Annotated in this window: 25 protein-coding genes; 1 reads left to right on the top strand and 24 read right to left on the bottom strand. The window is 71.7% G+C overall.

Annotation, left to right across the window (positions count from 1 at the left end):
• Positions 1–32: 32 nt before the first annotated feature.
• The 13 genes from B7K22_RS09255 to metK all read right to left on the bottom strand — a co-directional run bounded on the left by B7K22_RS09255 (position 33) and on the right by metK (position 13,371).
• A complete protein-coding gene (locus tag B7K22_RS09255; RefSeq protein WP_084039986.1) occupies positions 33–956 on the bottom strand; it encodes a YafY family protein in 924 nt (307 codons plus the stop codon).
• Positions 949–1,938: a YafY family protein gene (locus B7K22_RS09250; RefSeq protein ID WP_084039984.1), complete on the bottom strand. Its 990-nt coding sequence runs from the start codon at positions 1,936–1,938 to the stop codon at positions 949–951. The genes B7K22_RS09255 and B7K22_RS09250 overlap by 8 nt, the downstream gene beginning before the upstream one ends.
• Positions 1,939–2,781, bottom strand: a complete 843-nt coding sequence (hisG, locus tag B7K22_RS09245) for an ATP phosphoribosyltransferase (RefSeq protein ID WP_084039982.1) — start codon at positions 2,779–2,781, stop codon at positions 1,939–1,941. It abuts the gene before it with no gap.
• A 31-nt stretch (positions 2,782–2,812) separates the two neighbouring features.
• Complete coding sequence (locus tag B7K22_RS09240; RefSeq protein ID WP_084039980.1) at positions 2,813–3,076, bottom strand: phosphoribosyl-ATP diphosphatase; 264 nt, start codon at positions 3,074–3,076, stop codon at positions 2,813–2,815.
• Between the two features lie 157 nt (positions 3,077–3,233).
• Positions 3,234–3,701 carry a 6,7-dimethyl-8-ribityllumazine synthase gene (gene ribH, locus B7K22_RS09235; protein ID WP_084039978.1) on the bottom strand — a complete coding sequence of 156 codons (468 nt, stop codon included), beginning with the start codon at positions 3,699–3,701 and terminating at the stop codon, positions 3,234–3,236.
• Positions 3,698–4,939, bottom strand: a complete 1,242-nt coding sequence (gene ribA, locus B7K22_RS09230; protein WP_200807419.1) for a GTP cyclohydrolase II — start codon at positions 4,937–4,939, stop codon at positions 3,698–3,700. The genes ribH and ribA overlap by 4 nt, the downstream gene beginning before the upstream one ends.
• Positions 4,936–5,529, bottom strand: coding sequence for a riboflavin synthase (locus B7K22_RS09225; RefSeq protein ID WP_084039976.1), 594 nt, complete (start codon positions 5,527–5,529; stop codon positions 4,936–4,938). Before B7K22_RS09225 ends, ribA begins: the two co-directional genes overlap by 4 nt.
• On the bottom strand, positions 5,530–6,519 hold the full coding sequence (gene ribD, locus B7K22_RS09220; protein WP_234983429.1) for a bifunctional diaminohydroxyphosphoribosylaminopyrimidine deaminase/5-amino-6-(5-phosphoribosylamino)uracil reductase RibD: 990 nt from the start codon (positions 6,517–6,519) through the stop codon (positions 5,530–5,532).
• A gap of 46 nt (positions 6,520–6,565) precedes the next feature.
• The gene (rpe, locus tag B7K22_RS09215; protein WP_084039974.1) at positions 6,566–7,234 is read right to left on the bottom strand and encodes a ribulose-phosphate 3-epimerase; all 669 of its coding nucleotides are present in this window, start codon (positions 7,232–7,234) and stop codon (positions 6,566–6,568) included.
• Positions 7,235–7,369: 135 nt separating this feature from the next.
• Positions 7,370–8,776, bottom strand: a complete 1,407-nt coding sequence (locus B7K22_RS09210; protein ID WP_084039972.1) for an RsmB/NOP family class I SAM-dependent RNA methyltransferase — start codon at positions 8,774–8,776, stop codon at positions 7,370–7,372.
• Positions 8,773–9,705: a methionyl-tRNA formyltransferase gene (fmt, locus tag B7K22_RS09205; RefSeq protein ID WP_084040457.1), complete on the bottom strand. Its 933-nt coding sequence runs from the start codon at positions 9,703–9,705 to the stop codon at positions 8,773–8,775. Before fmt ends, B7K22_RS09210 begins: the two co-directional genes overlap by 4 nt.
• A gap of 290 nt (positions 9,706–9,995) precedes the next feature.
• Positions 9,996–12,188, bottom strand: coding sequence for a hypothetical protein (locus tag B7K22_RS09200; protein WP_084039970.1), 2,193 nt, complete (start codon positions 12,186–12,188; stop codon positions 9,996–9,998).
• Positions 12,189–12,201: 13 nt separating this feature from the next.
• Entirely contained in the window at positions 12,202–13,371 is a 1,170-nt protein-coding gene (gene metK / locus B7K22_RS09195) for a methionine adenosyltransferase (RefSeq protein WP_200807418.1), read from the bottom strand.
• Between the two features lie 99 nt (positions 13,372–13,470).
• Between metK and B7K22_RS09190 the strand changes: the two genes are divergently transcribed.
• Positions 13,471–13,956, top strand: a complete 486-nt coding sequence (locus B7K22_RS09190) for a putative molybdenum carrier protein (RefSeq protein ID WP_084039966.1) — start codon at positions 13,471–13,473, stop codon at positions 13,954–13,956.
• A 155-nt stretch (positions 13,957–14,111) separates the two neighbouring features.
• Here B7K22_RS09190 and B7K22_RS09185 read toward each other — a convergent pair whose 3' ends face one another.
• The 11 genes from B7K22_RS09185 to B7K22_RS12470 form a co-directional block, all read right to left on the bottom strand.
• Positions 14,112–15,494 (bottom strand): phosphopantothenate--cysteine ligase family flavoprotein, encoded by a 1,383-nt coding sequence (locus tag B7K22_RS09185; RefSeq protein WP_084039964.1) that lies wholly within the window; start codon positions 15,492–15,494, stop codon positions 14,112–14,114.
• Positions 15,495–15,507: 13 nt separating this feature from the next.
• Positions 15,508–15,762: a DNA-directed RNA polymerase subunit omega gene (gene rpoZ, locus B7K22_RS09180; protein ID WP_371327670.1), complete on the bottom strand. Its 255-nt coding sequence runs from the start codon at positions 15,760–15,762 to the stop codon at positions 15,508–15,510.
• 73 nt (positions 15,763–15,835) lie between these two features.
• Positions 15,836–16,423, bottom strand: a complete 588-nt coding sequence (gene gmk, locus B7K22_RS09175; protein WP_084039961.1) for a guanylate kinase — start codon at positions 16,421–16,423, stop codon at positions 15,836–15,838.
• Positions 16,420–16,734, bottom strand: a complete 315-nt coding sequence (mihF, locus tag B7K22_RS09170) for an integration host factor, actinobacterial type (protein WP_084039959.1) — start codon at positions 16,732–16,734, stop codon at positions 16,420–16,422. The genes gmk and mihF overlap by 4 nt, the downstream gene beginning before the upstream one ends.
• 24 nt (positions 16,735–16,758) lie before the next feature.
• Positions 16,759–17,601: an orotidine-5'-phosphate decarboxylase gene (gene pyrF / locus B7K22_RS09165; protein ID WP_084039957.1), complete on the bottom strand. Its 843-nt coding sequence runs from the start codon at positions 17,599–17,601 to the stop codon at positions 16,759–16,761.
• Positions 17,602–17,628: 27 nt separating this feature from the next.
• Entirely contained in the window at positions 17,629–20,958 is a 3,330-nt protein-coding gene (gene carB / locus B7K22_RS09160; protein ID WP_084039956.1) for a carbamoyl-phosphate synthase large subunit, read from the bottom strand.
• A 1-nt stretch (position 20,959) separates the two neighbouring features.
• The gene (gene carA / locus B7K22_RS09155; RefSeq protein ID WP_234983428.1) at positions 20,960–22,105 is read right to left on the bottom strand and encodes a glutamine-hydrolyzing carbamoyl-phosphate synthase small subunit; all 1,146 of its coding nucleotides are present in this window, start codon (positions 22,103–22,105) and stop codon (positions 20,960–20,962) included.
• Positions 22,102–23,418: a dihydroorotase gene (locus B7K22_RS09150; protein ID WP_084039954.1), complete on the bottom strand. Its 1,317-nt coding sequence runs from the start codon at positions 23,416–23,418 to the stop codon at positions 22,102–22,104. The genes carA and B7K22_RS09150 overlap by 4 nt, the downstream gene beginning before the upstream one ends.
• Positions 23,415–24,392 (bottom strand): aspartate carbamoyltransferase catalytic subunit, encoded by a 978-nt coding sequence (locus B7K22_RS09145; protein WP_084039952.1) that lies wholly within the window; start codon positions 24,390–24,392, stop codon positions 23,415–23,417. The genes B7K22_RS09150 and B7K22_RS09145 overlap by 4 nt, the downstream gene beginning before the upstream one ends.
• Positions 24,389–25,027: a bifunctional pyr operon transcriptional regulator/uracil phosphoribosyltransferase PyrR gene (gene pyrR / locus B7K22_RS09140; protein ID WP_084039951.1), complete on the bottom strand. Its 639-nt coding sequence runs from the start codon at positions 25,025–25,027 to the stop codon at positions 24,389–24,391. Before pyrR ends, B7K22_RS09145 begins: the two co-directional genes overlap by 4 nt.
• A gap of 132 nt (positions 25,028–25,159) precedes the next feature.
• Positions 25,160–25,789 carry an HNH endonuclease signature motif containing protein gene (locus B7K22_RS12470; protein WP_371327678.1) on the bottom strand — a complete coding sequence of 210 codons (630 nt, stop codon included), beginning with the start codon at positions 25,787–25,789 and terminating at the stop codon, positions 25,160–25,162.
• Positions 25,790–25,934 lie beyond the last annotated feature (145 nt).

Here is a 25,934-nt window from a genome sequence, read left to right as displayed (position 1 = left end):
AACTCTCCTCAGTGCGGGACGGACACCCCAGTCTAAGCGTCCTGGACGGCCAGGACGGCATCGGCGTGGCGCGCGAGCGCGTCGCGCAGCGCCGCGGGCTCGACGCTCACGAGCTGCGGCGCGACCGCGAGCAGCCGGCGCGCGGCCCAGGCCGGATCGGTCACGCCGAACGTGACGGTCGCACGCTCGTCGCCGACCGTCACCGCGGCGCCCGGCAGATCCTCGAGCGCCCAGCGAGCCGAGCGCGACAGCACGACGGTCGCCTCGAACGTGCGCTCGAGGTCGAACCCTCGTGCCTGTGAAGGCGCGTGGGAGACGGGCTCAGTCAGCGCATCGGCGCTCTCGATGCGGCTCAGCCGCAGGGTGCGGTAGTCATCGGCCTTCCGGCACCAGCACTCGACGTAGCCGATGCCGTCGATCGCGACCAGCCGGTGCGGCTCGATGACCCGTTCGGTGCGCCGGTCATTCGCGTCGACATAGGCGAGGCGCACGGCGCGTCCCGCCGTGATCGCCGCCGCCAAAGCTTGACGCACGTCCGCGGACGGCCCGTCCTCACCAGCGAGGACGGTCACCGGCACCGAGCCGCCGAACGCGCCGGTGATGCGCTCGAGCAGGCGTTCGGCCCCCTCAGGTGCGGTGCCCGCTGCGACGAGGGTGGCGAGCGCGCCGGTCAATGCGACCGCCTCTTGGCCGCTGAGGCGCACCTGCGTCACGCCCAACGACTCGGTGAGCACGGCGAGGCCCTCGTCGAGCGCGTCGAAGTCGAAGTCGAACAGCTCGCCGTGGAGGTACGGCGGGAAGCCGGTGGTGCCCAGGGCCCACAGGTCCCGGGTGGCGGCGTCGGCGGAGACGCCGAAGTGGTCGGCGAGCACGGCCACCGGCGTGGGTCCGTTCGCCTCGAGGTAGGTGACCATCCCGAGCATCCGGATGATCCGGTCGCGCGACGTGTCAGCCACGAGCCACCTCCGCGGCGGCGAGGGCGTGCTCGCGCACGCTGCGGGCCAGGTCGGCCGGCTCGATGACGCGGGCCGCACCGGCCAGCGCGAGCACCTCCGCGCGGAGCAGGTCGGCGTGGCGATAGCTCACCTCGAGCACGTCCCACCCGTCGTCGGCTCCGACCACCTCTCCCCTGCGACGCAGGGCGTGTCCCGCCTCCGGCCGGACGGCGATGGTCGCGGTCGCCACGTCGGCGTCGTCGGCGAGGCTGCCGAGCGGCAGCGTGGCCGGGCGATCGAAGGCCTCGGGCTCGCCGCGCGGCTTGACCTTGCCTTGGACGCGCACCAGCCGGAACACCCGCTCAGCGGCCGCGTCGACGTCCCATCCCACGAGGTACTCGACCCCGGACCGCAGAACGATGCCCCAGGGCTCGACCGTCCGGACGCGCGTGGGCGAGCTCGCCGACGCGTATTCGAAGCTCACGACCTGGCGCAGGCTCGCCGCCTCGGCGAGCGCTGCGACCACGTCAGCGGAGCCCGAGGTCGACACGCCCCCGAACGGCAGCGCCGGCCCGTCCTCGTGCTCGACCGCCGAGACGAGCTTGGCATAGCCCTGACGCGCATCGGCCTTCATCGCCTTGCTCGTCCAGTACTGCGCCGCGATCGCCAGGATCGCCGCGTCCTGCACCGTCAGGTCGAGCGGCGGCATGTCGACGTCAGGGTCGATGCGGTAGCCCAGGTCGTCCTGGTGCGCCGGGTCGGTGATGGTCCGCAGCGGGATCCCCATGCTGCGGAGCGCCTTCTTGTCGCGCTCGAACATCCGCTCGAACGAGGCATCCGCTCGCCCGCGCTCCGCCTCGCTCACGCCTGCCGGCGCGGTCTCGTACCCTTCGACCGACGCGCGAATCTGGTCCCGCGTGAGACGGTGACGGGTCCGGCTCAGCGCGAGCATCAGGTTGAGCAGGCGCTGAGCGGGATCGATCTCGCCGTCGGCGGCCGCCATCTAGAGCCGCACCGCCAGCAGCTCGGTGGTGAGGATGCCGCGCCCGCCGGCGGCGTAGAGCTCGTCCATGATGTGGTTGAGCTCGACCCGCGGGACCATGACGCGAACCGCGTGCCAGTCCTTGCCATGCAGCGGCGTCACGGTGGGCGCCTCGAAGCCGGGCGTCACCGCGATGGTCGCGTCGAGGTGCTCGTCGGGCACGTCGTAGTCGATCAGCACGAACTGGCGGGCCATCAGCACGCCGCGCAGGCGGCCGGTGAGCACTCCCAGCTCGTCCTCGGAGACGTCGGGACCCTTGATGAGGATCGCCTCCGACTTGAGGATGGGCTCGCCGAAGATCTCGAGCCCCGCGGCGCGCAGCGTAGTGCCCGTCGACACCACGTCCGCCACGACGTCAGCGACGCCCAGGCGCACCGAGGACTCGACGGCGCCGTCCAGGCGCACGACGGTCGCGTCCACGCCGAAGGACTTCAGGTGGTGCTTGACCAGGCGCGGGTAGCTCGTTGCCACGCGCTTGCCGGCGATCTGCTCGATGCTCGCCGTCGCGTCCGCCGGCGCCGCATAGCGGAACGTCGACGCTCCGAACCCCAGCTCGAGGTGCTCGGTGGCAGGCGCGCCCGAGTCGAGCAGCAGGTCGCGGCCGGTGATGCCGGCGTGCACGGTTCCAGAGCCCACGTAGACGGCGACGTCGCGCGGGCGCAGGAAGAAGAACTCGACCTCGTTGCGGGCGTCGACCAGCACCAGTTCGCGCGGGTCGCGACGCTGCTTGTAGCCAGCCTCTCGCAGGAGCTGGGCGGCGGGCTCTGACAGCGAGCCCTTGTTGGGTACGGCGATGCGGAGCACGGATCTCCTCGGGTGCTTCGGGGACGGCGGCTTACAGGTGGCGGTACACGTCGGCAGGCGTGAGGCCCTTCGCGACCATCATCACCTGCGTCCAGTAGAGGAGCTGGGAGATCTCCTCGGCGGCCTCGTCGGCGGACTGGAACTCCGCGGCCATCCACGACTCGGCGGCCTCCTCGACGAGCTTCTTGCCGATCGTATGGACCCCCGCGTCGAGCGCGGCCACCGTGCCCGATCCCTCGGGGCGCTCCTGGGCGCGCGCGGCCAGCTCCTCGTACAGTGCGTCGAAGGTCTTCACGGTGCCAGCCTAGGGGAAGTCGGGCGCACCTCTCCCGCCTCCCCGCCCGGGTCGGGCGGGTCGGGCGGTTGTCCGTCGCGCCCGCGAGTGTGACCACGCTCGACGGTGCCACCAGTGGAGCGGCCACCAGTGAAGCGGCCAACCGTGGGGAACGCGGTCAGCTCAGGGAGGCGAGGATGCGGGCGGTGGACAGCGCGGCTTCGACGGCCTCGGCGCCCTTGTCCTCCTTGGAGCCCTCGACTCCGGCGCGATCGAGCGCCTGCTGGACGTCGTCGACGGTGAGCACGCCGAATCCGACAGGGACGGCGTGCTCGCGCGCGACGTCGGTGAGCCCCATGGTGACGGACTCGCACACGTACTCGAAATGCGGGGTCTCGCCCTGCACGACCACGCCCAGGGCGACGATCGCATCGGCACCGCCGCGCGCGAGGTGCTCCGCGACCACGGTGAGCTCGAACGCGCCCGCGACGCGCGTCACCCGGTGCGTCGCGCCCGCGGCCTGCGCGGCCCGCACGGCGCCCGCCACGAGTCCGTCCATGACGTCGGTGTGCCATTGGCTCGCGACGATCTCGACCGTCAGGCCCCGCCCGTCGACCGTCATCGCGGGTGCACCGCCGCCGCTCACGCGTTGTCTCCCAGGAGGTGTCCCATGCGCTCGATCTTAGTGCGCAGGTACTGGGCGTTCTCAGGGTGCTCCCCGTAGTGGTGCGGGATCCGCTCGGTCACCGTGATGCCCGATGCGCGCATGGCCTCGACCTTGGACGGGTTGTTGGTCATCAGCCGCACCTCCGTCATCCCGAGCGCGTGGAGGATGGCGGCGGCGGCGCCGTACTCGCGCCGGTCCACCGGGAAGCCCAGGTCGGTATTGGCGTCGACCGTGTCCCTGCCGGCGTCCTGCAGCGCGTAGGCCTGGACCTTGCCGAGGATGCCGATGCCGCGGCCCTCGTGTCCGCGCAGGTAGACCACGGCGCCACCCTCGGCAGCCACGCGAGCGATCGCGGCGTCCAGCTGCGGCCCGCAGTCGCACCGCAGCGACCCGAAGGCGTCCCCCGTGAGGCACTCCGAATGGACCCGCACGACGGGCGTGGAGCTCCCCCGCGTGGGCGCCGTGAGCGCCACGTGCTCGTCGCCGGTGCGTGCGTCGCGAAAGGCCTTGATCGTGACCTCACCGTGACGGGTCGGCAGCCGCGCCTCGCCCGACGCCTCGACTCGATGCGGGGCGGGCTCGACTGGCGCTGGCAGGTCATCGATGTGGCGGCGGTAGGCGATGAGGTCCGCGATGGTGAGGAACACGAGGCCCTCGGCCTCGGCGACGGCGGTAGCGTCGCCGGTCCGCATCATCGTGCCGTCGTCGTTGACGAGCTCGGCGATCACGCCCACCGGCTCGAGGCCCGCGAGGCGGCACAGGTCGACGGCCGCCTCGGTGTGGCCGGGCCGGTGCAGCACTCCCCCTGCCACGGCTCGCAGTGGCAGCACGTGACCCGGCCGGATCACGTCGTCGGCCGTCGCATGCGCGCTTGCCAGCACCTGCAGCGTGCGGTGCCGGTCGGCGGCGGAGATGCCGGTCGTGATTCCGGTGGTCGCGTCGACGGACACGGTGTAGGCCGTGCGACGAGGATCCTGGCTGTTCGGCACCATCAGCGGCAGGTTGAGCGCGTCGGCTCGCGGCCCCGTCATGGGGGCGCACAGATAGCCCGAGGAGTGCCGGATGCCCCACGCGACCCACTCGGTGGTCGTGGTCTGGGCCGACATGATGAAGTCCGCCTCGTTCTCGCGGTGGTGCGAGTCGGCGACTAGCACCGGCTTGCCGGCGCGCAGGTCGTCGAGGGCGCGCTCGACCAGCGCCACCAGCTCCGCGCTCATGACCTGGCCGCCAGCATGGACTCCACGTACTTGCCCATCACGTCCACCTCGACGTTGACCAGGTCGCCCGTGCGCAGGGCTCCCAGCGTCGTGTCGGACAGCGTCGTAGGGATCAGCGACACCGTGGCGTGAGAGCCGTCGAGCGCGGCCACCGTGAGGGAGACGCCGTTGAGGGCGATCGATCCCTTCGGCACGACGTAGCGCACCAGGTCCGCTGGCAGCGCGAAGGTGAAGTCGTCCCACTCGTCCTGCGAGTCACGAGCGATCAGCTCGGCCCGGCCGTCGACGTGGCCCTGCATGATGTGACCGCCCAGGCGACCGTCCGCGCGGAGCGCTCGCTCGAGGTTGACCGCGCGCCCTCGCTCGGCCAGGCCCAGCGTCGTGGTCGTGCGCGTGATGCGCATGACGTCAGCGGCCCAGGTGCCCTCGCCCTGCCCGGCGACCGTGAGGCACACGCCGTCGACAGAGATGGACTCGCCGTGGACCAGGTCGCTCCCGAAGCCGTCGGAGCGGATGGTCAGGCGCGAGCGGGCGCCGTCGTCGATCACCTCTTCGATGATGCCGACGGCCTCGACGATGCCGGTGAACACTCAGACTCCTTCCGTCAGCAGCGCGGTGATCAGGGTATCCGCGCCCAGACGCTCGGATGTCACTGCTTGACCTCTCAACGAATCTCTCATGGTTCCGATTCCCAGGTCGTCGACCACGGTCGGGCCGGCTCCCAGGAGGGCCGGCGCGATGTAGGCGTGGACCTCGTCCACCAGCCCCGCGCGAAGGAAGGCCGTGAGCATCGTGGGGCCCCCCTCGACGATCACCGTGCGCGCCTCGCGCGCCCACAGCTCCTCGAGCACCACGGCCGGGTCGTGCGAAGCGATCGCGAGGGCGCCACCGCCCTCCCACACCCGGCGCCCTGCGGTATCGCGCGTCCCCACGACCACGCGCAGGGGCTGATGAGCGGCGGGCGAGCCTCCGGGCCGCGCGGTCAGCGCCGGGTCGTCGGTCAGCACCGTGCCGGTGCCGACGGCGATCGCATCCACCTCGGCCCGCACGCGATGCGCGTGCTCCCGCGCCTCCTCCCCCGTGATCCAGAAGGACGTGCCGTCCGCGGCAGCCATGCGCCCATCCAGAGTCGAGGCCCATTTGGCGATCACGTAGGGGCGCCCTCGACGCATCGACGCCACCCAACGGCGAGTGAGCACCTGGGCTCCCGGGTGGGGCTCGAGCCGAGCCGGTATCCCTCGCCGGATGAGCGCGGCGGCTCCGCCGCTCGAGGCGTCTCCCGGATCGGTGACCCCGAACACCACGGTTCCCACGCCCGCCTGCGCGAGCGCGTCCACGCACGGCCCCGTGCGTCCCGTGTGGTTGCACGGCTCGAGCGTGACGACCGCAGTGGACCCGGTCAGGTCGAAGCCTCCAGCTCGCGCATCGGCGATCGCCGCGACCTCGGCGTGGGCCGTTCCGGCGCCGCGATGCCACCCCTCGCCCAGCACCGTGCCGTCAGGCCCGAGCAGCACGCAGCCGACGCGCGGGTTGGGACCATGAGCAGGTCCCCTGTGCGCGATCGCCACCGCACGATCCATGGCGTCCACGGTGGACAGACGTCCGGGCCGTTCAGGATCGGGCGACTCACCCATCGCCATGCGCCTCGCGCGCGATCCGCCGCAGCTCCTCGATCTCTGCGCGGCGATCGTCGGCACCGTACACGGCCGAGCCCGCGACGAACACGCTGCATCCCGCGGCCGAGGCCTCGGCGATCGTGTCGCGCGCGATGCCGCCATCGGCCTGGAGCCACAGATCGTGGTCGCGCTCCGCAGCGGCTTCTCGGAGGGTGCGCAGCTTGGGGAGCATGTCGGGCATGAAGTCCTGGCCGCCGAAGCCCGGCTCGACCGTCATGACGAGCACCATGTCGAACTCGGTCAGCACGTCGAGGAGCGGATCGACCGCGGTCCCCGGCTTGATCGCGACGCTCGCGCGAGCCCCGAGCCGGCGCAGGTCACGCGCGATCGCCACCGGGTCGCGCGCTGCTTCGAGGTGGAACGTGACCGATGCCGCCCCCGCCTCCGCGTACTGAGGCGCCCAGTGATCGGGATCTTCGATCATGAGGTGCGTGTCGACCGGCATGGGCGCGATCTGAGCGATGCGCTCCACGACGGGCAGCCCCAGCGTCAGGTTCGGGACGAAGTGCGCGTCCATGACGTCGACGTGCAGCCAGTCGGCGTTGTCGACGGCGAGGATGTCCCGCTCGAGGTTGGCGAAGTCGGCGGCCAGGATGCTCGGTGCGATCTGAATGCCCATGGCATCGAGCCTAGTCTCGGCTGGACGTCGGGCTGCTCGGGCGCCGTCCCTGCGGGCTGAATTCCCTCGCAGCCACGTCGCGCATGCGCGTCACGAGGGCCGATGCGCGGGCTGGGTGCCGAGCGAGCACCCCTCTCAGATCGGTCGCTCGAGCAGGGCGAGGAACATGGCGTCCGTGCCGTGGGCGTGCGGCCAGAGCTGGACATGTGGACCGGCGCCCCAGGAGCTCGGATCCGTTCCCGTGAGGCTCCCCACCGCCTCGCGCGCATCGAGGACCCCAAGCGACGTGCCGTCCACGATGTCGCGCGTCTCGGTCAACACCGGCGAGCACGTGACGTAGGCGAGCAGGCCGCCCGGAGCGAGCAGGAGCTCGGCTCTCGCCAGCAGGTCGCGCTGAAGGCTCGCGAGCTGCGCGACGTCGCCGGGGCCTCGGCGCCAGCGCGCCTCGGGCCGCCGCCTCAGGGCGCCCAGGCCAGTGCACGGGGCGTCGAGGATGATCCGGTCGTAGGCGGCGTCCTCGCCCCAACGCGTCGCATCGCCCTCGTGGACGCTCACGACGCCGTCGGGGACGGCGCGGACGGAGCGGCGCACCAGGTCCGCTCGGTGACGGTGCAGCTCGAGGGCGTCGAGGAAGGCGCCGTGCTCGGCGGCGATCGCACCCAGCAGGGCGGCCTTGCCGCCGGGTCCCGCACACATGTCGAGCCACCGCTCCCCTGCCGCGATGTCGCGCGCGGCGGCCAGTGCGCCCGCTGCGATCTGGCTGCCCTCGTCCTGGACGGCGGCCGTGGCGTCGCTCACCGCCGCGATCGCACCAGGACGACCTCCCGGCAGCGTGACGGCCCACGGGGAGTGCTCGCCGGGCTCACCCTCGACTGTCTGGGCGAGCGTGTCCCGGTCGATGAGCCCCGGTCGCGCGACGAGCGTCACCCGCGCGGGCTCGTTGTCCGAGGCCAGCAGCGTCTCGATCTGCCCGGCGCGGCCGTCTGCCTCGAGCGCTCGCTCGAGCTCGGCGGTCACCCAATCGGGGTGCGAGTGGCGCACGCCGAGCGCCTCGCGCGACGTTCCGGCGGCGACCGTCGCGACCCATGCGTCGCGATCCTTCTCGGTCGCGCGACGCATGATCGCGTTGGCGAACTTGGCGGCGCCGGCGCCGGCGTGCCGTCGGGTCTGGTCGACGGTCTCGTTGACGGCCGCATGCGATGGGACCCGCATGGCCAGTGCCTGATGGAGGCCGAGCCACAGGGTCATGCGGACGGCGTTGTCGATCGACTCTGCCGGGCGCTTGGCCGCGTGCGCCATGATGGCGTCGTACAGCCGCTGCATGCGCAGGGCACCGTAGGCCAGCTCGGTGGCGAAGCCGGCATCGCGCCCATCCAGGCCGGCCTTCGCAACGATGTCCGGCATGACGAGGTTGGCGTACGCCCCGTCATACGCCACCGCCTCGATGCACTGGAAGGCGGCCTCTCTGGCGGGGGAAGGTCGCCCGCCGCCTCGCTGGGCCGGGCCACCGGGCTTGCGACCGGCGTTCTTCTTCCTGCTCATGCGTCTCCCAGCACTGCCTGCTCGTCCAGCCTCGCGCCGCGCCGCCAGGCGTCGGCAGGGGTCTGCCCCTTGCCTGACGGTTGCACCCAGGACAGCTCGACCGGATGACCGCCCGTCCCGACGACGACGGAGCCGCCGTGCTCGCTGATCTGCCCCGGCACCGTGCCAGGCAGGTCCTCGCGGACCTTCACCGGGCCGAGCTTCATCGGCGACCCATCGGGCAGCGTGGTCCACGCTCCCGGCGCGGGGGTGCAGCCTCGGATCTGACGGTCGACCACGTGGGCCGGACGGTCCCAGCGCACGTAGGCGTCGTCCCGAGAGAGCTTGGCGGCGTGGCTGACGCCGTCCGCGGACTGGGGCTGGGGCGCGGCGGCCCCGGAGCCCAGCGCCTCGATGGCCTGGACCAGGAGCGGCGCGCCCAGCTCGCCCAAGCGCTCGAGCAGCGTGCCAGCGGTGTCCGAGCGACGGATCGGCTCGGTGACGGTCCCGATGATCGGCCCCGTGTCCATACCCTCGTCGAGCAGGAACGCGGAGGCGCCCGTCACCTCGTCGCCGGCCATGATGGCCCGCTGCACAGGCGCGGCGCCTCGCCACGCCGGCAGCAGGGAGAAGTGGAGGTTGACCCAGCCGAGCCGTGCCGCATCGAGGAGCTCGCGGCGCAGGATCTGGCCATACGCCACGACGGCCGCCGCGTCCGCCTCGAGCGCGGCCATCTCGGCGACGAATGCGGGATCCTTCGCGGTCTCAGGAGTGTGCACCGGCCAGCCCCTCTCGAGCGCGAGCTCCTTGACGGGCGAGGGATGCAGCGCACGTCCGCGCTTGCCGCGGGCGTCGGGCTGCGTGATCACGGCGACGATCTCGTGTCGCTCGGCGAGCGCCTCGAGGCTGGGGATCGCGATCTGAGGTGTCCCGGCGAAGAGCAGACGCATGCGCCCATCGTAGGCGGCGCGAAGGGGCGTGCCCGGCACGTCGAGAGCCGGCGGCTCATGGCCGCCGCGCCGCTCACGGCCAGCGCACGGCACACTGCAGGCATAGAGCTCGCCGTCGGCGCACCGCTCGCCGTCGGCGTGCGGCACACCGCCGCCGCGCCGCTCACGGCCCCCGGCTCACCGCTCACGGCTCACGGCTCACGGCCAGTGTGTGGCTCACTGCCGGCGCACGGCTCGCGGCACACCGCCAGCGCGTAGCGTGTGCAGCGGGCGTCACGGGCTCGATCGGGTCACTGCGCCAGCACCAGCGGCCCATCGACGCGCAGGCGCAGCTCCCGCCCCTCGCGCGAGGCCTCCCGCTGGAGCGCGCGGACCGCGTCGATGGCGTCCTGCGCGAGCGCTCGCGGCACCAGCAGCCCGGAGCCGCCCTCGATGGGCACGGTGGTCACGCGGCGGTCGCGACCCACGCGCTCGACGGCGGTCGCCACGAGCCCCGCATCCCCGGTGACCGCGAGGTGGCGTCGATGCGGCGGCAGGCCGAGCGCCTCCCTCTCGGCGACCTCGGCGCTCGCCGCCTCGGCCGGCGACCACGTCACGAGCGCCTCCTCGACTGCCGGTGGCAGCACGCCGATGATCGAGACCCGTCCTCCGTCGCGCCGCGGCCGGGCGAGGGCTGCGGCGCCGAGCCACCAGCGCAGCGCATTCAGCTCGCCTCCGAGCGCCATGGCGGCAGCGACGCCAGCGTCGAGGACGACCAGGTGCGCGTAGCCGCCCGCGACGGCCGGCAGCGCGCCTGGCGTGGCGAGCACGACCCCCTCGGTGACGGAGCCGTCCGCACTCACGCCCGCCGCCGCGGTCGACACGGTCAGGGGGACGTCGCCCAGCATCCGCGCGAGCTGCTCGCCGATGCGGTCCGCTCCCTGCCGAACCTGCTTGAGCGCGGATCCGTGGCAGTCCTGGCAGTGCCAGTCGGGCTGGTCGTGACCAGAGTCCACGCACTGAGGGTCCGATGCGTGGGCGGGCACCATGAGAAGCGAGTCGCACTCCCGGCAGGTGGCCCACGCGTCGCAGCGCGCGCAGGCGGCGGCGCGCACGTAGCCCGTCCGGGGCACCACGACGGCGACCGGACCCGTCTCGAGCCCCTTCCTCAGATCCCGCCAGACGGAGCCCGGCATCCAGTGCCAGCCCGACGCGCCCTCGGCGTCGCGACGCTCGGGCGTGACGAGCTCGATCGCGGGCGCGCTCGCCCGCACCGACGTCGGCTCCGGCAGCAGCAGCCGTGCCCAGCCGCGTGCCGTCAGCGCGACGGCCTCGGCGCTCAGCGCGTACCCGCCGAGCAGCATGCCCGCGCCGTCCTCGGCGCGCATGGCGGCGACGGTCCTGGCGTGCGGATAGGGAGCGTGCGGGTCCTCGTAGACGCCATTGGCCTCGTCCCACACCGCGATGAGCCCCAGGCGCGGGACGGGCTGCATCACGGTGGGCCGCGTGCCCAGCACGATGCGCGCGTGGCCGTGCAGCGCGGCGAGGTAGGAGCCGTACCTCGTCGCGGGGCCGTCATCGTGGTCGAGCACTGCGACGTGACCGCCCGACCGCGACGTCCACCGGCGCAGGCCGAGCCGTTCTAACTCGGCGAGCACGGCCGCCAGGGCTCGCGCGTCGGGCACGATCACGATCGCCGATGCGCCCGCTGGCTCACTGGGGTCGGCGTCGGCGACGACGGTCAGGGCTGCGCTCACCAGCGCATGCACGGGCGCCGATGCGCGAGGTGACGTCTCGGGCAGCGCCTGCCAGACGATCCGGTCGCCCGAGGCCAGGGAGGCCAGCTCGCCGGCGAGCGAGCGCGCACTCTCGGGATCCTCCGCCCGCGACCGCTCTGCGGCCGCGGCGTACTCCGGCTGCAGCGCCGCCACCGCCGCGTCCACGCTGTCCCCCTCCCACGCGCGCTTGTCGACCGACGCCGCGCGCGGCGGCATCGCGAGCCGCAGCACGTCCCACAGCGACCCGCCGTAGCGGCGGGCGACGCGGCGCGCGAGCGCGATGCCCTCCGCGGTGGTGCTGGGACGGGCCGCCGCCGTGCGGAGAGGGCTCAGGGTGCCCTCGAAGCCGCTGCCGGAGCCCACATCCGTCACGACCGCGCTGGTGAGCGACCCGCGGAAGGGGACGCGCACCCGGGTGCCGACCGCGACCTGGTCTCGCAGGCGCGAGGGGATGATGTAGTCGAAGGGTCGGTCCAGGTGCGGCAGCGGACTGTCGATGCAGACGGTCGCGACCGCGCCGGCCTCGACGGCCTCGGCCGTGGCCCTGGCGGCAGCGCCGTCGCTGGGCGCGCGCGCGGGTGAGAGATCGGGCGCCGCGAGATCGAACAACGCCTCCGAACCCGGGGTGTCGACGGGCACGCTCACGTCGGCATCACCGGCCCCGCGGCCGGATCCGTCCGCGTGTCGCAGCGCGTCGCCGTCGTGCGGCAGAGCGCCACGCTCCATCACAGCGAGCGTCCTATGCGCACGCCGCGGCGAGCGCCTCCGCGCGGTCCGTGCGCTCCCACGTGAAGGCGTCGAGCTCGCGCCCGAAGTGCCCGTACGCAGCGGTCTGACGGTAGATGGGACGACGCAGATCCAGTGCCTCGATGATCGCCGTGGGGCGCAGGTCGAAGGTGTCCCGGATGGCGGCGACGATGCGATCGCGGTCGACCGTCTCCGTCCCGAACGTCTCGACGTAGAGGCCCACGGGACGCGACGTGCCGATCGCATACGCGACCTGCACCTCGCAGCGATCGGCCAGCCCGGCGGCGACGACGTTCTTGGCGACCCACCGCATCGCGTACGCAGCCGAGCGGTCGACCTTGGACGGATCCTTGCCCGAGAACGCTCCGCCGCCGTGGCGGGCCATGCCGCCATACGTGTCGACGATGATCTTGCGCCCCGTCAGCCCGGCGTCGCCCTTGGGGCCGCCGATCTCGAACTTGCCGGTTGGGTTGATGAGCGAGCGGTGGCCCGTCGCGTCGAGCTCGAAGCCGGCGAGCACCGGCGCGATCACCTCGGCCTCGAGCTGCGCACGCAGGTCGGCGATGTCCATGCCCTCCGCGTGCTGGCTCGACACGACCACGGTGTCGACCGTGCGCGCGACGTCGCCGTCGTAGCCGATGGTCACCTGGGCCTTGCCATCCGGACGCAGCCCCTCGACCACGCCGTCCTTGCGGACCTGCGCCAGCCGCTGGGTGAGCCGGTGAGCCATCGCGATGGGCAGCGGCATCAGCTCGGGGGTGTCGCGGCAGGCGTAGCCGAACATCAGACCCTGGTCGCCCGCGCCGAGCTCGCTCCCGTCGCTGTCGGTGGCGCTCCCCACGCCCTGCCAGATGTCAGGGCTCTGCTCGCCGATCGACACCGAGACGCCGCACGAGTCACCGTCGAAGCCGTCCCGTGAGGACGTGTAGCCGATGCTCGTGACGACCTCGCGGATGGTGCCGGGGATGTCGACGTACGCCTCGGTCGAGACCTCGCCTGCGACGTGGACCAGGCCCGTGGTGACCATGGTCTCCACGGCGACGCGGGACGCCGGGTCCAGGCGCAGCATCTCGTCGAGGATGGCGTCCGACACCTGGTCGCAGATCTTGTCGGGGTGGCCCTCGGTCACGGACTCGGAGGTGAACAGTCGAAGATTCGTCACGCGCGCCAGCCTAGCCGTGACCGCCGACACCGGCCGATCCGCACCCACCCTTGCTAGCGTCGAGGTACCGGGTGCGCGGCCCGGAGGAAGGCGGCGGCCGTGGAGCGTGTCTCGCGGATCATCTCCGGCGGCCAGACGGGCGTGGACCGGGGTGCGCTGGACGCGGCCATCCATGCCGGGATGATCCACGGCGGTTGGTGCCCCGCGGGAGGGTGGGCGGAGGACAAGCCCGACCATCCTGGCGTGCTCGTCGACTACCCGGGCCTCCAGCCCACAGCCGACGCCGATCCCGCCACGCGCACGCGGCTCAACGTCCGCGACGCTCACGCGACGCTCGTGCTCACGGGAGGGGTCGAGTCGCCTGGCACGGAGCTCGCGGTCGCGTGCGCACGCGACGTGGGTCGGCCGGCTCTCGTGCTCGACGACCCGGGCCCGACGGCCGAGCGAGTGGTCCGCGATGTGCTGACCTGGCTCGACGGCGTGGGCTCCGCGCTCATCCTGAACGTGGCAGGACCTCGCGCGAGCGAGTGGCCCGGCGGCTACGACGCCTCCCGAGCGGTCGTGGAGGCCGTGCTCCGCGCGTGAACGGGGTACCCGGGCCCCGTGTCGAGCCTGGTGGCCGGTCGCGTGCACGCGCGGGGTGCGAGCCGTCGCCCCGCTCGGCCGCGCTCGAGCTGCGCGCTCACCAGATCGAGCCCGCTCCGCACCACCGCGGGCTCAGGTGCGCGAGGCTCGGCGCGTCACGCGTCCTTGAGCGCCGCGCCGATGCGGTCGAGGACAGCGTGCGCGACCGCCAGCTTGGTGCCGCTCGCCTTCCCGAGCACCTCGCCTGTGGCGTCCAGCAGCACGACGTCGTTGTCGGGTACGGCGAAGCCCTTTCCGTCACCGACCTCGTTCACGACGAGCAGGTCGGCGCCCTTCCGGCGCGCCTTCGCTGCCGCGTGCTCGAGCACGGTGCCCGCATCGTCGCCGGTCTCCGCCGCGAATCCGACGACGACCTGCCCGGGACGTCGCTCGGCCACCAGTCCGGCCAGCACATCGGCCGTCTGCACCAACTCGAGCGTGAGCCCGGCACTGTCGGACTTCTTGAGCTTCGCGTCGCTGACCCGAGCGGGCCGGAAGTCGGCGACGGCGGCCGCCATGACCACCGCATCGGCGCTCGGGGCCAGACGTCTCACCTCGGCCTCCAGCTGCGCTGCCGTCTCCACCTCCACCCGGCCGATGCCCTCGCCGAGCGGCAGAGCCACGTTGGCGGCGACCACGGTCACGGTGGCGCCGCGCTCGCGCGCGGCCTCCGCGATCGCGAACCCCTGGTGGCCGCTCGAGCGGTTGCCCAGGTAGCGAACGGCGTCGATGGGCTCGCGCGTACCGCCCGCGGTGACCAGCACGTGGACGCCGTCGAGGTCGCCCCACGTCCCCGCCGTCACGGTCGCGCTCGCACCAGCGCTGTCCGGCACAGCACTGCGCGACGCTGCATGGCCCGGCACAGCGCTCTCCGGCTCAGCGCCGTTCGACACAGTGCTACTCGACACAGCGCCGTTCGACACAGCGCCATTTGACTCAGTGCCGTGTGACCCCGTGCCGCGCGCGATGCCTGCGCCGTCGGCAAGCGCGTAGAGCGCCGCGACGATGTCCTCGGGCTCGGGCAGGCGCCCAGGCCCCGAGTCGGGCCCCGTGAGCCGTCCGACGGCAGGCTCGAGCACGTGCACGCCGCGTTCGCGCAGAGTCGCCACGTTCGCCTGCGTCGCGGGGTCGCGCCACATCTCGGTGTGCATCGCGGGGGCCACGAGTACGGGCGCCTCGGTCGCGAGCAGGGCGTTGCCCAGCAGGTCGGTCGCCCGACCGGTGGCCATCTGCGCCAGGAAGTCCGCCGTCGCGGGGGCGACGAGCACAGCATGGGCCCGCTGGCCCAGCCTCACGTGCTGCACCGACGGGACGTCCTCGAACGTCTCCGTGGGGGCGGGGTTGCCGGACAGCGCCTCCCACGTGGCGCGGCCGACGAAGTGGAGCGATGCCGCGGTCGGGATGACGCGGACGTCGTGCCCGTCCTCCGTCAGCAGACGAAGCACGGACGCGACCTTGTATGCCGCGATCCCGCCGGTCACGCCCAGCAGGACGCGCATGGGACGTGCGCGCTTACTCGGCGGAGTCGCCGAGCGTCAGCAGGCCGCCCTCGTTGATCTCACGCAGGGCCACGGACAGGGGCTTGTCCGTCGAGTCGGCCTCGACGAGCGGGCCGACGTTCTCGAAGTGGCCCTCGCCCAGCGCCTCGTAGTACGAGTTGATCTGGCGTGCACGCTTGGAGCCGTAGATGACGAGCGCGTACTTGGAGTCGACCTTCTCGAGAAGCTCGTCGATCGGGGGGTTGGTGATGCCCTCTGGCTGTGCCACGGTTCCGGCCACGGTTCACTCCGTACGTTTGTCGTTTGCGGGAAAGTCCGGCGTCCAGTGTACCGCGCGGGCCTCAGGGCACATGTCGGCGGCTCGCGCCACGCACGCTTCCGGGGTCGAGGACGAGCTTCTCGAGCTGCTGGACCGCGGTGTCGAGATCGTCGTTGATGATGATCACGTCGAACTCCTTGGAGGCCGCCATCTCGACCTCGGCGGTCCTCAGCCGCCTCTCGCGCTCGAGGTCGTCCTCGGTGCCGCGGCCCACCAGGCGACGGACCAGTTCCTCGACCGACGGCGGCTCGATGAACACGTACAGCGCCTCCGGCATGGTCGCGCGCACCTGCCGCGCGCCTTGGAGGTCGATCTCGAGGAGCGAGGGGTCACCGGCAGCCAGGTGCTCCTCGACCGCCGCGCGCGGGGTGCCGTAGCGGTGGCGGCCGTGGACCGTCGCCCATTCGAGGAGCTCACCGTGCTCGATCATGCGGGAGAACTCCGCCTCGCTCACGAAGTGATAGTGCTCGCCCTCCACCTCCCCCGGTCGGGGGGACCGGGTGGTGGCGGAGACGGACAGCCAGATGTCGGGGTTGCGCTCACGCAGGGCTCTCACGAGAGTGCCCTTGCCCACTGCAGTGGGGCCAGCGAGCACGACCAGTCGGGTCATCGATGCTCGCGCTCGACGAGCGCGTCGACCTGGTGCGTCCCGAGCCCGCGGATGCGGCGCGCGGGAGAGATGCCGATCTCCTCCATCGCGGTCTCCGCACGCTTGGGGCCGATCCCTGGCAGACACTGCAGGAGATCGCGGACGCGGATGCCGGCGAGAGCCTCGTCGGCCTTGGCGCGGGAGATGGCCTCTGACAGGCTCATCTCGCCGCGCGACAGCTCCTCCTTGAAGACGCGACGGGCACTGCGCACCGCCGTCGCCTTCACGAGGGCCGCCGCACGCTGATCGTCGGTCAGTTCAGGTGTCGCCACGATCCCTCCTTCCTCGCCTGCAGGTCAGGCCCGCAGTGCGTGCTGCGCTGCTTGTGCGGCGTCCCGGATGGCGCCGTGCAGCTTCTCGGTGAAGGGGCCCGCCGTCAGCACGCCCCTCGACTGGTTGACGAGCACGAGCCCCCGAGTGTTCCCGAATACCTGGGACAACTCGGCGGCCGTACCGCCCTGGGCGCCCACGCCGGGCGCAAGGATCGGGCCGTTGAGGCCCTCGAGGCCGATGCCGAGGTCCGTCATCGCCGAGCCCACCGTCGCCCCGACGACGAGTCCCACGTCGCCCATGGGCGTGAGGCCCACGTTCCTCTCCGCTGCCTGGCGGACCATCGACGCCGCCACCACCTCGCCGTCCGCGCTGCGGGCATGCTGGACGGAGGCCCCCTCGCGGTTGGACGTCAGCGCGAGCACGAACAGCCCCTTGCCGTGCTCCTCGGCGAGCGACAGTGCCGGCTCGAGGGAGCCGAACCCCAGGTAGGGCGAGACCGTGAGGGCGTCGCACTCGAGCGGGGCGCCCGCGCGCAGGAAGGCCTGCGCGTAGCCCTCCATGGTCGAGCCGATGTCTCCGCGCTTGGCATCGACGATGGTCAGCAGGTCGGCCTCGCGCGCCTTGCCGAGCACGTACTCGAGCGCGGCCACGCCCTTCGCACCGTGACGCTCGAAGAAGGCGATGTTGGGCTTGACGGCCGCCGCCGAGTCCTTGGCCGCGTCGACCACGGTCTCGCCGAAGGCCGCCAACGACTGCGGAGTGTCCTCGAGACCCCATGCCTGGAGGAGCGAGACGTGGGGGTCGATTCCCACGCACAACGGACCCAGTCGATCCATCGCCTCCGCGAGCCTGGCTCCGAACCGCATGCGGTCCTCCTTGAAGATGGGGCCTTCTCAGGCCATGTTACCTGCGATGACGTTTCGCGCGCGGGCACCGGCTGCATCCTGCAGGCTCATCACGTCGAAGGGTCCGCGGCGGCGCGCCTCGATGGCGAGCACGGCTGCCGCGAGCTGCTGCGTGGTCGTGACGATCGCGGCGTCCGCTGCCGTTGCGGCGGCGCGAATCTCGTAGCCGTCGGCACGGGCACCCTGCCCGGAGGGCGTGTTGATGACGAGGGCGACCTCGCCCTGGTTGACCAGGTCGACGATCGTGGGTTCGCCGTCCTCTCCCCTGCCCTGCGAGTGCTTGCGCACCACGCGCGCGGGGATGCCGTGACGTCCGAGCACCTGCGCGGTGCCCTCGGTGGCGAGGATCTCGAAGCCCAGCTCGTGCAGGCGCGCGGCGGGGAACACGATCGAGCGCTTGTCCCTGTCGGCGACCGACACGAACGCCGTTCCCTCGGTCGGCAGCCCTCCGAAGGCGGCCGCCTGGGACTTGGCGAACGCCAGCGGGAAGGTGTCGTCGAAGCCCATGACCTCGCCCGTCGACCGCATCTCGGGCCCGAGCACCGAGTCGACGACCAGCCCGTCGTGAGTGCGGAACCGCTTGAAGGGCAGCACCGCCTCCTTGACCGCGAGGCGCTGGCTCATGTCGATGTGGGCGGCATCGATCTCGGGCAGCACGCCGTCGGCCTTGAGCTGAGCGATCGAGGTGCCCGTCATGACGAGCGACGCGGCGGTCGCGAGGGGCACGCCGGTCGCCTTGGCGACGAACGGGACGGTGCGCGACGCACGCGGGTTCGCCTCCAGCACGTACAGCACGTCGGAGACGAGCGCGAACTGGACGTTCATGAGGCCGCGCACCCCGATGCCCTCGGCGAGCGCCTCGGTGGAGCGGCGGATCCTCTCGAGCTCCTCAAGGGACAGCGTGACCGGCGGCAGCACGCACGCGGAGTCGCCCGAGTGGATGCCCGCCTCCTCAATGTGCTCCATGACGCCGCCGAGGTACAGCTCCTCGCCGTCGTACAGGGCGTCGACGTCGATCTCGATCGCGTCGTCCAGGAAGCGGTCGATGAGCAGCGGGGCGTCCGTCGCGTGGTCTCCGATGTCCGCCATGCGCGTCCCGTAGTCCTCGAGCTGCGCGCGGTCGTAGACGATCTCCATGCCTCGGCCGCCGAGCACGTAGGACGGGCGCACGAGGACCGGGTAGCCGATCGACTCGGCGATGTCGATCGCCTCGTCGATGCCGTGGGCCGTGCCGTACGCAGGCGCCGGGACCCCTGCCTCCTCGAGCACGCGACCGAACGCCGCACGGTCCTCGGCGTTGTCGATCGCCTCGGGCGAGGTGCCGAGGATCGGCACGCCCGCGTCGGCGAGGCGCTCGGACAGGCTCAGCGGCGTCTGCCCGCCCAGCTGCACGAACATGCCCTTGACCGGTCCCGCCGCCTTCTCGGCCTCGTACACCGCCATGACGTCCTCGAACGTGAGCGGCTCGAAGTAGAGCCGATTCGCGGTGTCGTAGTCCGTCGAGACCGTCTCGGGATTGCAGTTCACCATGACGGTCTCGTAGCGGTCCTTGAGGGACAGCGCGGCGTGCACGCACGAGTAGTCGAACTCGATGCCCTGGCCGATGCGGTTGGGGCCCGAGCCGAGGATGATGACCGCCTCGCGCTCGCGCGGCGACACCTCGGTCTCGCTGTCGTACGAGCTGTAGTGGTACGGCGTGCGCGCCTCGAACTCGGCGGCGCAGGTGTCCACGGTCTTGTAGACGGGCAGCACGCCGAGCTGGGCGCGGGCGGCGTAGACGTCCTCGACGGGCATGTGCCGCAGGTCCGCGATCTGGGCGTCGGCGAGGCCGTGACGCTTGGCGTCGCGGAGCACCTCGGCCGTCAGCTTGGGCGCCGATGCGGTGGCGAGGGCGACCTCGTTCATCAGCAGCATCTGGTCGAGGAACCACGGGTCGATCTTGCACGCGTCGAAGATCGCCTCGAGCGTGGTGTCGCCCGCGAGGACGGCTCGCAGGAGCTGCTGCACCTGGATGAAGCGCTTCTCCGTCGGCACCGCGACGGCCTGCAGCAGCGCGTCGATCTGGTCGCCCGAGGGCGCCTCGCCCTCCCAGTGGAAGTTCGCGGAGCGCTTGTCGATCGACCGCAGCGCCTTGCCGAGTGCCTCGGTGAATGATCGTCCGATCGACATGGCCTCGCCCACCGACTTCATGGTCGTGGTCAGGACCGGGTCCGCTGCCGGGAACTTCTCGAAGGCGAAGCGCGGCACCTTCACCACGACGTAGTCGAGCGTGGGCTCGAAGCTCGCGGGCGTGGAGCCGGTGATGTCGTTAGGGATCTCATCGAGCGTGTACCCGAGGGCGAGCTTGGCGGCGATCTTCGCGATGGGGAACCCCGTGGCCTTGGAGGCGAGCGCGGAGGAGCGCGACACGCGCGGGTTCATCTCGATGACGATGAGACGGCCCGTGTCGGGCTCGACGGCGAACTGGACGTTGCAGCCGCCGGTGTCGACGCCCACCTCGCGGATGATCGCGATCCCCACGTCGCGCATGCGCTGGTACTCGCGGTCGGTCAGGGTCATGGCAGGCGCCACCGTGACCGAGTCGCCGGTATGGACGCCGACGGGGTCGACGTTCTCGATCGAGCACACGACGACGACGTTGTCGTTGCGGTCGCGCATGAGCTCGAGCTCGAACTCCTTCCAGCCCAGGATGGACTCCTCGAGCAGGACCTCGGTGGTCGGCGAGTAGTGCAGGCCCGCGCCCGCGATGCGGCGCAGGTCCTCCTCGTCGTATGCGAAGCCCGACCCCAGGCCGCCCATCGTGAAGGACGGGCGCACCACGACGGGGTAGTTGAGCTCCTCGGCGGCGGCGAGACACTCGTCCATGGTGTGGCAGATGCGTGAGGCCGCGGAGTCCGCGCCGCAGCGCTCCACCACGCCCTTGAAGAGCTCGCGGTTCTCGCCCAGGTTGATGGCCTCGAGGTTGGCGCCGATGAGCTCGACGTCGTACCGGTCGAGGATGCCGGCCTCGGCGGCGGCGATCGCGGCGTTCAGCGCGGTCTGGCCGCCCAGCGTCGGTAGCAGCGCATCGGGCCGCTCCTTCGCGATGATCGACTCGATCACCTCGGTGGTGATGGGCTCGACGTAGGTCGCGTCCGCGAACTCGGGGTCGGTCATGATCGTCGCCGGGTTCGAGTTGAGCAGCACCACGCGCACGCCCTCGGACTTGAGGACGCGGCAGGCCTGGGTGCCCGAGTAGTCGAACTCGCAGGCCTGGCCGATGACGATGGGTCCGGATCCGATGACCAGGACGGAGGTGATGTCGTCGCGCTTGGGCACGTCAGCGCGCTCCCTTCATGACGTCCACGAACCGGTCGAACAGGTAACCGGCATCGTGGGGGCCGGCGGCGGCCTCGGGGTGGTACTGGACGGAGAAGGCGGGGATGTCGAGGCACTCGAGGCCCTCGACCACGTCGTCGTTGAGGCACACGTGGCTCACGCGCACGCGGCCGTAGCCGGCCGGGCTCACGGTGTCGGCGTCGAGAGGCGCGTCGACCGCGAAGCCGTGGTTGTGGGCCGTGACCTCGACCTTGCCGGTGGTCCGGTCCATCACGGGCTGGTTGATCCCGCGGTGGCCGAACTGCAGCTTGTAGGTGTCGAAGCCGAGCGCGCGGCCCAGCATCTGGTTGCCGAAGCAGATGCCGAAGAAGGGCACCTTGGCGTCCAGGATGGTCTTGAGCGTCGTGATCGGTCCTGTCGCCGCTGCCGGGTCGCCGGGGCCGTTCGAGTAGAAGACGCCGTCGGGCTTGGACTCGAGGATCTGCTCCGCCGTCCAGGTCGAGGGGGCGACTGTCACGCGAATGCCGCGCTTGGCCATCAGCTCGGGGGTCATCGCCTTGATGCCCAGGTCGACGGCGACCACGTGCGCGATCGTCTCGACCCCTTCGGGAGGCTCGACCACGTAGGCGTCGGGAACGGACACCTCGTCCGCGAGGTGCGCGCCGGTCATCTCCTGGCCTGTGCGCACCTGCTCGACCAGCGCATCGGCGCTCAGGCGCTCGCCGCCCGGCGCGAGCGCGTCGCCCGAGAAGATGCCCGCGCGCATCACGCCCTCCCGCAGGATGCGCGTCAGCTGCCGGGTGTCGATGCCGGAGATGCCCACGATGCCCTGGTCGCTCAACGACTCCTCGAGGCCGCGCTTGGCGCGCCAGTTGGAGGCGCGACGCGAGGGGTCGCGCACCACGTAGCCGGCGACCCAGATCTGGCGGGACTCGTTGTCCTCGTCATTGACTCCGGTGTTGCCGATGTGCGGGGCTGTCATCACGACGATCTGACGGTGGTAGCTCGGGTCGGTGAGGGTCTCCTGGTAGCCGGTCATGCCGGTGTTGAAGACGATCTCGCCCAGGGTCGAGCCGAGCGCACCGTACGCGGCGCCCTCGAACGTCCGCCCGTCCTCGAGGACGAGCACTGCTGGGGTGGCGTTCACGCTGGGACTCCTTCGAAGCGATCGTCAAGGTAGGTCGCGGCGCCGCGCAGGAACGTCGCGACGGCGCGGCCAGGCAGCTCGATCCCGCCGAACGGCGAGTTGTTGCTGCGGGAGGCGGTGGCGGACGGCTCGACGGTCCAGGCCGCCTGGGGGTCGACGAGGGTGACGTTGGCGGGCTCGCCCACCTCGAGGGGACGGCCGTGGTCGTCGTCACGGCCGATGCGCGCAGGGGTCTCGCTCATGACTCGCGCGACATCGCGCCAGGACAGGGCGCCCGAGTCGACCATGGTCCTCTGGACGATGCCGAGGGCGGTCTCGAGGCCGATCATGCCCATGGCGGCGGCCCCCCACTCGCAGTCCTTGTCCTCGTCGGGGTGGGGCGCGTGGTCGGTGGCGACGATGTCGATGGTGCCATCAGCCAGGCCCGCGCGGACAGCGTCGACATCGGCCTGCGTGCGCAGGGGCGGGTTGACCTTGAAGCGGGCGTCGTAGCCGCGGGCGGACTCGTCGGTCAGCAGCAGGTGGTGCGGCATGACCTCGGTGGTGACGTCGATGCCCTTGGACTTCGCCCAGCGGATGATCTCGACGGAGCCGGCGGTGCTGACGTGGCAGATGTGCACGCGCGAGCCGACGTGGCCGGCGAGCAGGACGTCGCGGGCGATGATCGACTCCTCGGCGACGGACGGCCAGCCGGCAAGCCCCAGCTCCGCGGACACGAGGCCCTCGTTCATCTGCGAGCCCTCGGTCAGGCGCGGGTCCTGCGCGTGCTGCGCCACCACTCCCCCGAAGGTCTTGACGTACTCGAGGGCGCGGCGCATGAGAAGCGCGTCGTGGACGCACTTGCCGTCGTCGGAGAACACCCGCACCTGCGCGCGGGAGTTCGCCATCGCGCCCATCTCGGACAGCTGGGTGCCGTTCAGCCCCACGGTGACGGCGCCGACGGGGAACACGTCGACCAGGCCGACCTCGCGGCCACGGCTCCACACCTGCTCGACCACGCCGGCCGTGTCAGCGGTGGGCGTGGTGTTGGCCATCGCGTGGACAGCGGTGAAGCCGCCGCGGGCTGCGCTGCGTGAGCCGGTCTCGATGGTCTCGGCGTCCTCGCGCCCGGGCTCGCGCAGGTGCGTGTGCAGGTCCACCAGGCCGGGCAGGGCGACCAGGCCGGCGGCGTCGATGCGCTGGGCCTCGGCGGGCGCATCGGCTGCGCTCAGGGACGAGATGACCCCGTCGATCAGGACCAGGTCGGCGGCGGTGTCGCCGTAGAGCGAGACCCCTTCGATCACGTAGGCACGATTCTGGGCGCGACCGTTCACTCCGGCGCCTCCTCTCCAGCGAGCAGCAAGTACAGGGCGGCCATACGGACGGCGACGCCGTTGCTGACCTGTTCGACGATGACGGACCGGGGGTGATCGGCGGCCTCGGCCGAGATCTCGAGTCCGCGGTTCATGGGTCCCGGGTGCAGGATGATGGCGTGGTCTGGCATGCGGCGCAGTCGCTCGCCGTCGAGTCCGAAGAGCCGGGTGTACTCCTCGGGGCTCGGGAAGAAGCCGGAGCCGCCGCCGGTCATGCGCTCGCGCTGGACGCGCAGCATCATGATGCCGTCCAGGTCGTGGGCCTCGATGGCCTCGTCGAGCGTGTGGTGGACGGCGATGTCCGATCGCTGCGCCATGCCGTAGGGCAGCAGCGTGGGCGGGGCGACGACCACGACGTTGGCGCCGAGCGTCCTCAGCAAGGGGATGTTCGAGCCGGCGACGCGCGAGTGCAGGATGTCGCCGACGATCGCGAACGTGAGGCCTTCGAGGGCCTTGCCTGTCGCGGCGGGGTCCTTGCCGCCTCCGACGAGGTGGCGCCGCATCGTGAAGGCATCCAGGAGGGCCTGGGTGGGGTGCTGATGCGTGCCGTCACCGGCGTTGAGGACGTGGCCGTGCATCCAGCCGCTGTGCGCGAGGCGGTGGGCGGCTCCAGAGGCCCAGTGGCGCACCACCACGGCGTCCGCGCCCATGGCCTGCAGCGTGAGTGCAGTGTCCTTGAGCGACTCGCCCTTCGACAGGCTCGAGCCCTTGGCGGAGAAGTTGATGACGTCGGCGCTCAGGCGCTTGGCCGCGGCCTCGAAGCTGATGCGCGTGCGGGTCGAGTCCTCGAAGAAGAGGTTGACCACCGTGCGGCCGCGCAGCGTGGGCAGCTTGCGCATCTCCCGCTCCTGGGTCGCGGCCATCTGTCCGGCGGTGTCGAGGATGCGGATGGCGTCCTCGCGGGCGAGCGTGTCGGTGTCGAGGAGGTGTCTCACGCGCCCGCCTCCGACACGGGGCTCGGGCTGCTCGAATCCTGACTGGTCGCGCCCTTGCTCCCGGTGCCCGAGATGAGCACCTCGTCGACGCCGTCGATCTCCTCGAGATGGACGTCGACGCGCTCGGTCTTGGCGGTAGGGAGGTTCTTGCCCACGAAGTCGGCGCGGATGGGAAGCTCGCGATGGCCGCGATCCACGAGGACGGCGAGCTGCACCGCGCGCGGCCGGCCCAGGTCCTTGATGGCGTCGAGCGCGGCGCGGATGGTGCGGCCGGTGTGGAAGACGTCGTCGACGAGCACGATGGTCGCGCCGTCGATCCCTGCGTCCGGGAGGGTGGTCTCGCCGATCGCCCTGGTGGGCTGGCGGTGGAGGTCGTCGCGGTACATGGTGATGTCGAGGGCGCCGCAGTTCGCGTCGGCATCGAAGCCCGGCTCGACGTCGGCGATGCGGGTCGCGAGCCTGTGGGCGAGCGGCACTCCCCTGGTGGGGATGCCCAGGATGACGAGGGACTCGTGGCCCTCGTTGCGCTCGAGGATCTCGTGCGCGATGCGAGTGAGGGCGCGGGTCATGTCCGGCGCGCCGAGTACGGTGCCAGTCACCTGGCGACCTCCTTCCCCGCCTCTCCGGACGGTCATTAAAGGATGTCGGTGCTTGTCTCGGGACAGCCTACCGGGACGCGGGCCACGGCGCGGACCACCGAGGCGCGAGTCACTGAGGCCTTGATCACTGAGGCCTTGATCACTGAGGCGCCGATCACCGCCCCGCTCCTACGGCGAGGCGCGCGAGACCTGACGCGCAGAACCCACATGAGCGCCCGCGGTCCGACACCGCGTCCACGGCAACGTGGCGCGGTACCCGCGGCGCACGCGTGTCCAGAGGTCCACCCGAGCATGGACAGAGCTCTCGCGCACTCGTTCTTCAGCGCGCCTGACGACTCGGTGCGGGCCGCGGACAGCCACAGTGTCGCGGATCGCTCGCTCGACCGCCGACGCCGTCAGCTTCTCGGCGCGCAGCTCTTGCGGGTCGAGTGCCTGACGTTCGTCTCCGTCGAGACGGTAGACCAGGCAAGGCGGAGGTGCGGCGAGCGCGCAGTTGGCGGGCGAGCTCAGGGGCGACAGTTCGGGTGGATCGCCGGACTCGACGGAAGGTTCGGGTTCCAGTGGGTAGGTGTCGAAGAGTCGTCGGCCGCCGGGGCGTCGTCGCCGCTTCGGGTCGACCTCTGCTGGTGGCGTGAACCACACGTCCTGCGCGCTGGCGTGGATGTCCCAGCCGGCGCGGTGGACGTCGTGGTGGCATCTCACGCACAGCATGACTGCGTTGTCGAGGTCGGTTGCACCGCCGGCGGACCAGTGGACGATGTGGTGGGCGTCGCACCAGCTCGGCGGAGCCCCACACATCGCGCACCCACCGTCGCGCTCGACCAGCGCAAGCTTCTGCGCCTGGGTGAAGTGACGCTTGCTGCGGCCCTGGTCCAGCACGACCGACGGTCCGTCCATGATCTGCGGGATGATCCCGGCCGCCGCAGCCATCCGGCGCAACGTT

The organism is Demequina sp. NBRC 110053, from assembly GCF_002090095.1.
Taxonomy (GTDB): Bacteria; Actinomycetota; Actinomycetes; order Actinomycetales; family Demequinaceae; genus Demequina.
Note: the sequence above shows the minus strand (reverse complement) of the source record. Positions and strands in the feature narration are given on the sequence as shown.